Source organism: Pseudomonas sp. St290 (assembly GCF_018325805.1).
GTDB classification, from domain to species: Bacteria; Pseudomonadota; Gammaproteobacteria; order Pseudomonadales; family Pseudomonadaceae; genus Aquipseudomonas; species Aquipseudomonas bijieensis.
In genome coordinates this window covers 6,630,451-6,643,423 of the sequence record NZ_AP014703.1, presented here as the reverse complement: position 1 = coordinate 6,643,423, position 12,973 = coordinate 6,630,451, and the positions used below count along the sequence as shown (strand labels likewise).

The 12,973-nt window shown below is 65.1% G+C and carries 8 protein-coding genes; all 8 read left to right on the top strand.

The window, feature by feature from the left end; translation table 11 throughout:
• Positions 1-5: 5 nt before the first annotated feature.
• Genes PBDP_RS29280 through PBDP_RS29245 form a run of 8 tightly spaced genes read left to right on the top strand, consistent with a single transcriptional unit; the run spans position 6 to position 12,928 of the window.
• Complete coding sequence (locus tag PBDP_RS29280) at positions 6-1,325, top strand: DotU family type VI secretion system protein (protein ID WP_212801623.1); 1,320 nt, start codon at positions 6-8, stop codon at positions 1,323-1,325.
• The gene (gene tssM / locus PBDP_RS29275) at positions 1,322-4,822 is read left to right on the top strand and encodes a type VI secretion system membrane subunit TssM (RefSeq protein ID WP_116833751.1); all 3,501 of its coding nucleotides are present in this window, start codon (positions 1,322-1,324) and stop codon (positions 4,820-4,822) included. Before PBDP_RS29280 ends, tssM begins: the two co-directional genes overlap by 4 nt.
• Positions 4,819-5,472 (top strand): type VI secretion system-associated protein TagF, encoded by a 654-nt coding sequence (tagF, locus tag PBDP_RS29270; protein ID WP_212801622.1) that lies wholly within the window; start codon positions 4,819-4,821, stop codon positions 5,470-5,472. The genes tssM and tagF overlap by 4 nt, the downstream gene beginning before the upstream one ends.
• Positions 5,473-6,204 (top strand): PP2C family protein-serine/threonine phosphatase, encoded by a 732-nt coding sequence (locus tag PBDP_RS29265; protein ID WP_109752738.1) that lies wholly within the window; start codon positions 5,473-5,475, stop codon positions 6,202-6,204. It abuts the gene before it with no gap.
• Entirely contained in the window at positions 6,201-9,296 is a 3,096-nt protein-coding gene (locus PBDP_RS29260) for a serine/threonine-protein kinase (RefSeq protein WP_283246418.1), read from the top strand. The genes PBDP_RS29265 and PBDP_RS29260 overlap by 4 nt, the downstream gene beginning before the upstream one ends.
• On the top strand, positions 9,296-10,012 hold the full coding sequence (locus PBDP_RS29255) for an ABC transporter ATP-binding protein (protein ID WP_116833749.1): 717 nt from the start codon (positions 9,296-9,298) through the stop codon (positions 10,010-10,012). Before PBDP_RS29260 ends, PBDP_RS29255 begins: the two co-directional genes overlap by 1 nt.
• Positions 10,012-11,208, top strand: coding sequence for an ABC transporter permease (locus PBDP_RS29250; protein ID WP_212801621.1), 1,197 nt, complete (start codon positions 10,012-10,014; stop codon positions 11,206-11,208). Before PBDP_RS29255 ends, PBDP_RS29250 begins: the two co-directional genes overlap by 1 nt.
• Entirely contained in the window at positions 11,201-12,928 is a 1,728-nt protein-coding gene (locus PBDP_RS29245; protein ID WP_109752734.1) for a formylglycine-generating enzyme family protein, read from the top strand. The genes PBDP_RS29250 and PBDP_RS29245 overlap by 8 nt, the downstream gene beginning before the upstream one ends.
• Positions 12,929-12,973 lie beyond the last annotated feature (45 nt).

Sequence of the window (12,973 nt, the reverse complement as noted above, 5' to 3'; positions counted from 1 at the left end):
CCGCGATGAGCAACGACGATCGTACCCAGTTCATGCCAACGCCCGGTGGCCGCGGCGCCGACCCATTCCGCCCGGACCCTGGCCGTCCGGACCCAGGTCGCCCACAGCCTGCGTCCGCGCCGCTGTCGATGCCGGCCGCACCGGTGCTGACCGGCAAGGCCGAGGGCCTCAACCCGCTGGAGAGCGCCGCCGGCCCGCTGCTGGCCTTGCTGACGCGCCTGCGCAACACCATTGCCCATCCGGCACCGGCCAGTTTGCGCGCGCAACTGCTGGCCTACCTGCGCCAGTTCGAAGAGCGCGCCGAGGCCGCCGGCGTGGTGCGCAACGACGTGTTGCTGGCCCGTTACGCCTTGTGCACCGCGTTGGACGAAGCGGTGTTGAGCACCCCGTGGGGCGGCACCAGTGACTGGGGCAAGCAAAGCCTGTTGATCACCGTGCACAACGAAGCCTGGGGCGGCGAGAAGGTCTTCCAGCTGCTGGAGCACTGCCTGCAAAGCCCCCGCGAGCGCTTGTATCTGCTGGAGCTGTTGTACCTGTGCATGTGCCTGGGTTTCGAAGGGCGCTACCGGGTGATGAACGACGGTCGCAGCCAATTGGAAGCCTTGCGTGAGCGCACCGCTGGCGTGATCCGCAGCGCCCGTGGCGACTACGAGCGCGAGCTGTCGCCGCACTGGCGCGGCGTTACCGTGGCCCGCGACCGGTTGGCGCAATTCATGCCGCCGTGGATCGCCGTGGCCATCGGCGCGGCGCTGTTGCTGGCGCTGCTGTTCGGCCTGCGCATGAAGCTGGCTTCCGATGCCGAGCCGGTGTTCAAGAACATTCATTTCCTGGGCGAAATCCCGGTGCAGACCATCGACCGTCCCGTGGTGCAGCCCAAGGTGGTCGAGCGACCACGCCTGGCCGGTTTCCTCGCCGATGAGATCAGGGCCAACCGCATTGCGGTGGAAGACGCCGTCGATCGCTCGGTGGTGACCATCCGTGGCGATGAGTTGTTCGCCTCGGGCAGCGCCAGCATCAAGGACGATTTCCAGCCGTTGATGCTGCGCATCGCCGATGCGGTGCGCAAGGTCAAGGGCCAGGTCCTGGTGACCGGGCACAGCGACAATCGGCCGATCGCCACCCTCCGGTTCCCGTCCAACTGGGCCTTGTCCGAAGCGCGGGCCCAATCGGTGCTGCAAATTCTTTCGGCCAAGACCGGGCAGCCCGAGCGCTTCAGCGCCGAAGGCCGCAGCGACACCGAACCGTTGGCGTCCAACGCCACCCCAGAGGGGCGTGCGCGCAATCGTCGGGTTGAAATCACAGTATTGGCGGAGGGGGTCGAGTGAAGGCGTTTTTCAGTTTTATGACCCGCTGGGTCATTCCGTTGCTGGGGCTGATCGCCCTGAGCCTGATCATCTGGTTCGTTGGCCCGCTGCTCGATTGGCTGGTGCCCGAAGGCCGGCGCTGGGCCTTGATCATCCTGGTGTTTGCGGTGTGGATCGCCTACCGGGTGTTCCGCATTATCCAGGCGCGCCGGCAGGCCGCCGAAGTGATGCGCAGCCTGGCCGCGCAAACTCCGCCCGATCCCACCAGCATCGCCACCGCCGAAGAGCTCGAAACTCTGCGCCAGCGCATGGACGAAGCCCTGGCCCTGCTCAAGAAAGCCAAGCTGGGCGGTGATGAGCGGCGCAACCTCTACGAGTTGCCGTGGTACGTGATCATCGGCCCGCCGGGTTCGGGCAAGACCACCGCGCTGGTCAACTCGGGGCTGCATTTCCCGCTGGCCGCGCAACTGGGCGCCGGTGCGGTACGCGGCGTCGGCGGTACGCGCAATTGCGATTGGTGGTTCACCGACCAGGCTGTCCTGCTCGACACCGCCGGCCGCTACACCACCCAGGACAGTGACGCGACCATCGACAAAGCCGCGTGGCTGGGTTTCCTTGGCCTGCTGAAAAAACAACGGGCCCGGCGCCCGATTGACGGTGCGTTTATCGCCATCAGCCTGTCCGACCTGTTGCTGGGCAGCGACGCCGAACGTGCCGCCCATGCCGCGGCGATTCGCTTGCGGATCCAGGAGCTGTACACCCAATTGGGCGTGCGTTTCCCGATCTACCTGATGCTGACCAAGCTCGACCTCGTGCCCGGGTTCATGGAGTACTTCGATACCCTGAGCAAGGAAGAGCGCGCCCAGGTCTGGGGCATGACCTTTGCCCTGGACGATGGCAAGAGCAACGACAGCCCGCTGGCGCACCTGCAAAGCGAATTCACCGGCCTTGAGCAGCGCCTCAACGACCGTCTGGTGGAACGCCTGCAACAAGAGCGCGACCCGGCGCGGCGCGACCTGATCTACGGCTTCCCGCAGCAGTTCGGTGCCTTGAAAGATTGCCTGCAAAGCTTCCTCGAAGGCGTGTTCAAACCCAACGCTTTCGAAGAGCGCGTGTTGCTGCGCGGCGTGTATTTCACCAGCGGCACCCAGGAAGGCAGCCCGATCGATCGCCTGATCGGCTCCATGGCCCAGAGCATGAACCTGGACCGTCAGCACCTGGCACGCCAGACCGGCACCGGGCGCAGTTACTTCATCGAAAAACTCTTCACTGCCGTGGCGTTCGCCGAGCGCGGGCTGGTGGGCGTCGATCCGAAAGTCGAGCGTCGGCGCAAATGGATCGCCCGCGGTGTGCTGGCTTCCACCGTGGTGTTGGTGCTGGTGGTCAGCACGTTGTGGTGGGTCAGCTATCGCGCCAACCAGGCCTACATCGCCCAGGTTGACCAGAAAGTCGCACCCCTGGGGCAAACCGTGCAGAACCTCAGCCCGGCGCAACGGGATGTCCTTGCCGTGTTGCCGTTGCTCAACGCCGTGAAACACCTGGCCGACGACGCCCCGAGCTGGGCCGAAGGCCTGGGCCTGTATCAGGGCGACATGCTCGAAGCCGAGTCCGGCAGCGTCTATCGCAAGTTGCTGATCGCCGTGTTCGCCCCACGCCTGCTGACGCGCATCGAAGAGCAACTGCACAGCGGCGGCAATTCGGACTTCCTCTACGAAGGCTTGAAGGCCTATCTGATGCTCGCCGACACCGAGCATTACGATGCCGACTTCATCAAGGCCTGGATCGCCCTGGATTGGGACCGCAGCCTGCCGCGCGACTTGCCGGCCGAGCAGCGCCAGGCCCTGACCGCGCATTTGCAGGCACTGTTCGAGCGGCGTCCGCCGCTGGCGCGCCTCGACCCGCGCCTGGTCGAAGACCTGCGCCGGCAGTTGCAGCAATTGCCGGTGGCCCAACGTGTGTATGACCGGATCAAGCGCCAGAAACTGCCTGAAGGCATCCCGGACTTCCGCATCAACGAAGCCGCCGGACGTGACGCCGCGCTGGTGTTCAGCCGCAAGAGCGGCAAGCCGTTGGGCGAACCGCTGAGCGGGTTCTTCACGGTCAAGGGCTATCGCCAGGGCTTCTTGCTCACCAGCCTGAGCCAGACCGGCACCCTGGCCGAAGAGCAATGGGTGTTGGGCCACGAAGAGGCCGATCAGCAGAACGTCGCCAGCCTGGCCGCCGATGTACGTCGCCTGTATTTCCAGGACTACCTGCGCCAATGGGACGCCTTGCTGGCCGACATCGATTTTGTGCCGATCACCAGTGTGGCCCAGGCCGCCGATGTGCTGCGGGTGATTTCCGGCCCGACTTCACCGTTGAAAAAACTGTTGGTGGCGGTGGCGAAGGAAACCGACCTGCAACAGGATGAACGCCTGCTGGCCGCCCAAGGTGCGCCAGTGGAAGGCGGTGTGGACAAGCTCAAGGAGCGCCTGGGCAGCTTGCTCGGCCAGGAGCAGGCAACGCAAAACGCACCGGCGCAAAGCGATGACCCGATCACCGCGCACTTCGCCGAGCTCAACAGCATTGTCAGCAAAAGCGAAGGCGAACCAGCGGCCATCGACGGCTTGCTGGCAGACATGAACGCCTTGTACGTGCAGGTCAGCGCCATGGTCGGTGCCAGTGGCGACGCCTTGCTCGGCGAAGCCAAGAACCAGGCAACAGCCGCCGCTACGCGCGTCAGCCTTAATGCCGAACGCCAGCCGCCGCTGGTGCAGGGCCTGGTCAAGTCGGTGGTTAATTCCACCACCAACAGCATGATGGGCGGGGTGCGCAATCAACTGAACGCCGCCTGGACCAGCGAAGTGGTGAACATCTATCGCCAGTCCCTGGCCGGGCGCTATCCGATGTCGCCGGGCAGTGCGCGGGACGCCACCCTCGATGACTTTGGTCAGTTCTTCGGCGTTGGCGGGGTGATGGACAACTACTTCCGCAAGTACCTGCAGCCCTACGTCGACACCTCGACCCCGACCTGGCGCTGGCAGCCGGGCGCGGCGCAGAAGCTCGGCATCGCCCCTGGCGTGCTGCAGACCTTCCAGCGCGCGGCGACCATTCGCGATGCGTTCTTCCGTTCCGGCGGCACGCAGCCGATGGTGCGTTTCGAGCTCAAGCCAGTGGCGATGGACTCGACCATCACCCAGTTCCTGCTCGACCTCGACGGCCAACAACTGAGCTACGACCACGGCCCGAGCCGCCCGACCGCCATGCAATGGCCCAACCCGGGCAGCATCGGCGTGGTGCGGATCTCGATCATGCCGCCGTCGTCCAGCGGTCGCTCCGGCATCACCCTGGACGGGCCGTGGGCCTGGTTCCGGCTGCTGGAGCAATCGGACCTGACCGCCGGCAACTCGCCGGATCGCTTCAACCTGCGGCTGCGGGTCGATGGCGCCAGCGCCTCTTATGAGCTGCGGGCCAACAGCGCCTTCAACCCGTTCAAGAGCCGGGTGCTCAGCGGCTTCAGCCTGCCGGAGCGGCTATGAGTACGCCGGGCTTCTACGGAAAACTGGCCAGCCGCGGCGACTTCGTCAGCCGTGGCTTGCCCCAGGGGTTTATCGGCCCGTGGGATTCGTGGCTCGCGGCGGGTTTGCTCGCCAGCCAGACCAGCCTCGGCGAGCGTTGGCTGGACGCCTATCTGGTCAGCCCGCTGTGGCGCTTCATGGTCGCGCCCGGGGTGTGTGGCCCGGACGCCGCCGTCGGTGTGGTGATGCCGAGCATCGACCGGGTCGGCCGTTATTTCCCGCTGACCGTCGCGGTATTGCTGGAGCCCGACGCGGACCCGGCGTCGGTGGTGGGCGGTGCGGACGAGTGGTTCGAGCGGGTCGAGAACCTGTTGCTGAGCACGTTGAGTGTGGAGGCCAGTTTCGAGGCGTTCAACGAACAGCTGGAGACCCTCGGCAGCCCGATGTATTTGCCGCGCACGTCCAGCAGCCGCTTTGCCAGCCTGCATCGCTTCGATGCCACCGACCCGCAGCAGCGCATGAGCGCCCTGGCCGAGGCGGCTTGCGAAGGTGTGAGCCTGTGGTGGGGCCAGGGATCGGAGCGCATTGCCCCGGGTTTGATGCGCTGCCAGGGTTTGCCGGCAGCCGCTGATTTTGCGCAATTTTTGCTCGGCCAAGAAGGTGTTGTGTAGATGCGTCCAAGTGCCGGAAAAGCAATCAAGTCAGCAAGCAAGAGCCATGTCGGGATGGTCCGCCAGGTCAACGAAGACGCCTGCCTGGACCTGCCGGAAAACGGCCTGTGGGTCGTGGCCGACGGCATGGGCGGGCACGCGGCGGGCGATTACGTCAGCAGCCTGATCGTCGACAGCCTGCGCAGCATTGCCGTGGGCCGCTCGCTGGACGAATACGTCGCGGCGCTGCAAAGCGACCTGCTGCGGGTCAACGCCGCCGTGCGGGAAGAAACCGCCAACCGTGGCGTGACGATGATGGGCAGTACCGTGGTGGTGTTGGCCGTCCGCGACCTGCGCGGCATGTGCCTGTGGGCCGGTGACAGTCGTTTGTATCGCCTGCGCGACGGCGTGCTCGAAGGCATCTCCCGGGACCACAGCTACGTCCAGGACTTACAGGACAGCGGCCTGCTCAGCGAAGCCGAGGCGCGGGTGCATCCACGGGCCAACATCGTCACCCGGGCCATCGGCGTCGAGGCGCAACTGAACCTGGCGCTGACTGAACTACTGCTGGTGCCTGGCGACAGCTACCTGCTGTGCAGCGACGGGCTGACCAAGACGGTGGAGGACGACGAAATCCGCGAAGTATTGAGCCACGACGAACCCGGTGAAATCGCCAGCAGCCTGGTGTCCCTGGGCCTGATGCGCGGCGCGCCGGACAACATCACCGTGGTGGTCGTGAAGGTGCCGTCATGAGCTTGACCCTGAACATTGTCATCCCCGGCTACGACATCGAAGGGCCGATCGGCGAAGGTGCGATGGCCAGCGTGTACCTGGCGACCCAGCGCTCGCTGGAACGCAAGGTGGCGTTGAAGGTCATGGCCGCCGCGCTGGCCGCCGACCCGACGTTCTGCGAGCGTTTCCTGCGCGAAGGCAAGACCCTGGCGCGCTTGTCGCACCCGCACACCGTCACCATCCATGACATCGGCAACGTCGGTGAGCTGTATTACATGGCGATGGAATACCTGCCCAACGGCACGCTCAAGGAGCGTATCGCCGATGGCCTGTCGCCGGAGCAGGGCCTGACCTACATTCGCCAGATCGCCTCGGCCCTGGGTTATGCCCACGGGCTGGGCCTGGTCCACCGTGACGTCAAGCCGGCCAACATCCTGTTCCGCGCCGACGGCACGGCGGTGCTCTCGGACTTCGGCATCGCCAAGTCCCTGGACGACCGCACCCAGTTCACCCAGGCCGGTTTCGCGGTCGGCACGCCCAGCTACATGAGCCCGGAACAGGCCCGTGGGCAAGACATCGACGGCCGCGCCGACCTGTACGCCCTGGGCGTGGTGCTCTACGAAATCCTTGTCGGCAAGCTGCCGTATACCGGTAACGATGCGCTGTCCACGGCCCTGGCCCACCTGACCGAACCGTTGCCGGAATTGCCGGTGCACCATGGCCGTTACCAGGATGTGCTGCGCAAGCTGCTGGCCAAGGATCCGGCGGAGCGTTTCCCGGATGCGGCGGCGTTGCTGCGGGCGCTGGATAACCTGCCTCAGGAATCGGAAGCGACGCTGATCCGGCCGTTGTCGTTGCAACTGCCGGAAACCCCCAAGCCGGTTGATGACTTGGCGGGTTTGACGCCCATGTCCATCGACATTCCCAGTGGCCCGGCTTACTCACCGCCGCAGTCTCAACCGCAGCCCAAGCCCGTTCCGCCGCCAGTAAAACCGGTGGTTCAATCCTCGGTGTCGGAGCAGCGCAAGGGGCCGGTGTTCGCCCTGGCCGCCGTTGCGGTTGCCGTGGCGCTGGCGTTGGGGGGCGCGGGTTATTGGTGGTTGGCCGGTGACGATGGCAAAGAGGCGAAGACGCCAGTGGCCACGAACACTTCGGTCAAGCCGCCGGAAGTGAAGCCGCCGAAGACCCCGGAAGTGCCGGCGGTCAAGCCACCCGTTGCCCCTCCGGCTCAGCCGCCCGTGGCGACCGAGGCCGATGGCGGCCAGCGTCCGCTGTTGATGGCCGGCAAGAAAACCCTGTTCCAGCGCGTGCTCAGCAAACCGGGGGCGAAGCTCGCCGACGCACCGGGCGCTGCGCCGGGTAAGGCGCTGCCGGCGTTTTCCGTGCTGTACGTGTATCAGCGCAAGGATGTGGACGGCAGCGCGTGGGTGCGTGTCGGCGCCGCCACCGATGGGCGCAGCGACGGCTGGTTGCCCGCGGCCCAGGTCAGCGACTGGAAGCAAAGCCTGGTGCTCAAGTTCACCGAACGTTCCGGCCGGGCGCCGGTGATGTTCCTGCGTCAGCCTGGCGAAGTGGAAAAACTGCTGGCTAACCCTTCGGCGGCCAAGAACGTGCTGCTCAAGGCCCAACAGAGCCCGCAAGAAGAGCAGCAAGTGCTGGCCCTGGAACCGGCCGCCAGCGCCGTGCCGCAGAGCCAGTTCTATCTGTTGCCGATCTTCGATTCCCGCGAAAGCATGGATGAGAACGGCCAGCCGGTGCAGTTACTGAATGTCGCTTCCATCGATCCTGGCAACACCCCCAAGGCTTCGAGCAACACGCCGATCACCACCGCCAACGCCGACGCGTTCCGTACCGCCGTGGTGCTGGTGGTGGACACCACGGTGTCGATGCAGCCCTATATCGACCAGGTCCGCGACGTGGTCCACGAGCTGCAGACCCGCATCGCCGAGCGTGGCGAGTTGGACAGCGTCAGCTTCGGCATGGTGGGTTTCCGCAGCAGCATCAAGAAAACCCCGGGCCTGGAATACGTCGCCAAGACCTTGATCACCCTGGAGCAGGGCCGCGACCCGCAACGCTTCATGGAGCTGGCGCGGCAGGTCAAGGCGTCGACAGTGTCGAGCCATTCGTTCAACGAAGATGCGTTTGCCGGGGTCATGGAAGCCGTCGAAGGCATGGACTGGTCCGGTTACGGCGGGCGCTTGATCCTGCTGGTCACCGACGCCGGTGCCTTGCGCAAGAACGATCCGTTTGCCGCCACGCAAATGAACGAGGCCGAAGTGCGCCAGGCGGCGCTGGGCAAGCAGATCAAGATATACGCCCTGCACCTGCTCAGCGACGCCGGCAAGAAAACCCATGCCGGCGCCCAGAGCCAATACCGCACCCTGACCGCCGACGCCAACCCGCAGATCGGCGACCTGTACATTCCAGTGCCGGGCGCCGACGTGCGCAAGTTCGGCGAGCGGGTCGACGAGATCGGCTCGGTGTTCGCCGACCTGGTCCATCAGGTGCGCAGCAACAAGCCGCAAGCCGTGCCGCTGCTGAGCGCCGCGCCGAGCCTGGCCGACAAGTCGGCGGCAGTCGGCTACGCGATGCATATGGATTTCCTGGGGCGCAAATCCGCCAGCCAGGCGCCGCAACTGGTCAGTGCCTGGACCGCCGACCGTGACCTGACCAACCCGGCGCTGCCAGCGTTCCAGGTCTGCGTGATGCTGACCAAGCTGCAACTCAACGACTTGCAGCAATCGCTGAAGCTGATCGTCGACGCGGCCCGCAAGACCCAGAGTTCGCCCAAGGATTTCTTCCAGGAAATCGCCAGCGCCAGTGCCTACATGAGCCGCGATCCGTCGGCCTTGCGCAAGGGCGGCAACCTGGCCGACGGCGGGATTCTCGGCGAGTACCTCGAAGGGCTGCCGTACCGCAGCAAGTCGCTGAACATGACCCAGGACTTGTGGCTGTCCTTGAGCGTGGCCGAGCAGGAAGATTTCATCGACGAGTTGGATTCGAAAATCCGTCTCTACGAAACCTTCCACAACGACGTGGCGAACTGGGTGCGCTTCGGTGATGCCGAGCCGGGTGACGCCTTGTACCGCGTTCCGTTGTCGACGCTGCCGTGATGCTGGACATGAGCGCAGTGCACAAAAGCCGGGGCGCCGGCAGCCAGCGCTACAGCCTGGTGATTCCACGGCTACAACTGCGCGGCGGTGAACAACTGGCGGTGGTCGGGCCCAGTGGCTGTGGCAAGAGCACTTTGCTGGATCTGCTGGCGCTGGTGCTGGCACCGGATCAGGCTGGGCGGTTCGACTTCACCCCTGCCAATGCGCCCCTGGACATCGCCAAATTGTGGCGTGGGTCGCAACAGGGCACCTTGGCCGAGCTGCGCAGTCGTCACCTGGGTTATGTTCTGCAAACCGGCGGCCTGTTGGGCTTCCTGGACGTGCGCGGCAACATCGAGTTGTCGCGAAAACTGTTGGGTTTGAAGGATGACGGCAGCGTGATGCGCCTGGCTGGGCAGTTGGATATTGCCGATCAACTGGACAAGAAACCGGCGGATTTGTCCGTCGGCCAGCGCCAGCGGGTCAGCTGTGCCCGGGCGCTGGCCCATGCTCCGCGGCTGTTGCTGGCCGATGAACCGACCGCCGCCCTCGATCCGCTGAACGCCGAGCGCGTCATGCAGTTGCTGGTGGCCCAGGCCCGTGAACACGGCGTGTGCTGCGTGGTCGCCACCCACGACGAAGCGCTGGCCCGTGCCAGCGGTTTGCAGGTGCGGCGGATCAGTTGTCGCCGCGATGCAGACGGCGGTGTCACCGCCACCCTCGGGGAGGCTTGCTGATGCGCGGCGCGCTGGTGGCTTCCCTGGCCTGGCAGGATTACCGCAACGATGCCTGGCTGTCGGCCTGTTCGGTGTTGGCTTTGGTGGCCGTGGTGGCGCCGTTGCTGGTGCTGTTCGGCCTGAAGTTCGGTCTGGTCAGCAGTCTCACCGAGCGCTTGCAGAACGACCCGGCCACCCGGGAAATCATCCCCTTGGGCGGCGGTCGCTTCAGTGCCGAGTTCGTCGAGCAATTGAGCCAGCGCGGCGACGTTGCTTTTGCCTTGCCGCGTACTCGACAGATCGCCGCTACGGCGGATTTGAGCAGCGATGCGTCGGTGGTCACGGTCGAGATGATTCCCACCTCGGCCAACGATCCGTTGTTCGATCACCTGCCGGTGCCTCAGGGTTTGGATCAAGTGGTGCTCAGCCAGACTGCCGCTGAAAAGCTCGGCGCCAAGCCCGGTGATTGGTTGCAGGCCAGTTTTGGCCGGCAGGTGGCCGGTCGCAGCGAGGCGCAGCGTACGCGGGTGCAGGTGTTGCACGTGTTGCCGTTGGAAGCCTTTGCCCGGGACGGCTTGTTTGCGCCGCTGGCGTTGCTGGAGGCGGCCGAGGATTACCGCGACGGTCGTGCCGTGCCCGCGTTCGGCTGGCCGGGGGATGCGGTTGGCGTGAGCGGGCAGCGGGTCTACCCGGCGTTTCGTCTATACGCCCGCAACCTCGGCGACGTCGAGCCGCTGCGCCAGTATTTCGCTGGGCAGAACCTGCTGGTGTCGACCCAGGCCCAGACCATCGCACAAGTGCAATCGTTGAGCCGCAATCTGTCGATCGTCTTCTGGATCATTGCCGGGTTGGCGTTGGCCGGTGCGTTCGCGGCGATTTTTGCCGGCGCCCTGGCGGCGGTCGAACGCAAGCGCAGGGAGCTTTCAGTGTTGCGCCTGCTGGGGGTTTCCACGGCGGCGCTGTTGTTATTTGTAGTGTTGCAGGCGCTCTACAGCGCCACCTTTGCGGCCCTGCTGAGTGCCGGCCTGTACGGTCTGGCGCAGTCGGGCCTGAACCATTTATTTGCGCAGATGCCCGGCGAGTACGCCAGCCATCTGCTGGTGCGTCATTACGCGTTGGCCCTGGTGGCCGTGCTCGGCGTCAGCGCCGTGGCGGCGGCTTGTGGTGGCTGGCGCGTGGCGCGCATCCAGGCGTGTGAAGGAATTCGCGATGTATAAGTTATTGGGCGCCGCCGTGGCGCTGAGCCTGGCCGGTTTGGTCTGGGCCGATGAAGGCAGCGACAAGCTCGACAATCCCAAGCCGTTGCCCGATGACGTCAGCCTGCCGCTGCCGTGCGAAGGGCAGATGGTGTTCCGCTACGTCTATATCCTCGCCCAGGGCACCCTGGATGACCGTGAAATCAGCCTCGGCTATCCGTTCAGCGAGGGCGAGGCCGGTTACCAGCAGTCGTTCATTTCCGGCTACCGGCGCGACTTCATCAACGGCCAGTTCACCCTCAAGGACCTGCCCACAGACTGGAACAAAACCATCACGCCGTTGATGCCCAAGACCGACGCCAAGACGCCGCTCAAACCGATGCTGTACTTCATCGGCAAGTACGAAGTCACCGCTCGCCAATACGCCCAGGTCATGGCCCAGGCGCAATCGTTGGCCAGTGGCGAGCCGGCCCCGGCCTGCGAAACCTTGCAAGCCGATTTGCCTCAAGGCGTGGCCGGGCGTTTGCCCAAGGTGAAACTGTCGAAGTTCGAGGCTGAGCGTTTCTCGGCGGTGTACAGCGCCTGGCTGATGAAATACCACAAGGACCTGCTGCCGGTGAGCGGTCGCGGCACCTCCGCCGAAGACGGCGGGCTGGGTTTCGTACGTTTGCCCACTGAAGTGGAGTGGGAATTCGCCGCCCGTGGCGGTCAGGCCGTGAGCCGTCAGGACCTGGAAGGGCGCCTGTTTCCCCGGCGCCTGGAAGGCAGCGAAAGCGACGGGCCGCTGGCCGATTGGGCGGTGTTCAACCAGGTCGCCGGCGGCACCGGCCAGGCCGCGCGGCTGATGCCCATCGGCACCAAGCTGCCGAACCCCATCGGCCTGTTCGACGTGGTCGGCAACGCCGCCGAAATGGTTCAGGAATCCTTCCAGCTGGTGCATGCCGGTCGCCGTCAGGGCGCCTATGGCGGCTTCGTGGTAAAGGGCGGTAATTACCTGGAAGGCGAGGGCACGCTGTTCACCGGCATGCGCCGCGAATATCCGTTGTTCGCCGCCGATGGCACTGAGCAAAGCAACGAAACCACCGGTTTTCGCGTGGCCGTCGGGGCGTTGTCGGCACCGCGTTCGCGCTACAAGGAATTGTTTGCCCAGTGGCAGAAAGAAGGCCGGCTGGCGTCGCTGACCGATGCCATCGACGATGCCGAGGACCCGACCAAGCGCCTGGACAGCATCATCGCCGCCAGCGTCGACCCACGCCTGCAAGCCGAACTGGGCCTGGTCAACGAAGAGCTCAAGCGCAACGTCTCGCTCATCGCCCAGCAGCGCGAGGAAGCGGCGGGCAACCTGATTCAGTCGTCGGCCCTGGTGGCCGAGACCGTCAACAACTACAACATTCGTCTGACCAATCTGCAGAACAGTCGGCAAGTCGCCCTGGATGCCAAGGACGAGGCCAGCGCCCAACTGTTCGCCACGGCCATCGACAACGGTCGCAGTGCGCTGGATGGCGCGGTGGCGATCTACATCGACAACCTGGCCACCGGCACGCGCTACACCGATGCCGTGATCCAGGCGCAGTTTCAACGCATCAAGGAGGAACTGGAGCGCAAGCCGGTACTGGGCAAGAGCCTGGTGGCGCGCGCAACGTTATTCGTTCGTCACGTCGGGGACTATCGTCAGCAAAAACGCGCCGACCCGGCGGTGATATTGAAGGAATTGCTCGCATCGAACGCTCAGCGGTCTTGAGTATTCGTTGTCAGCGAGCTTGGAAGGGACTCAGGCGGCGATAGG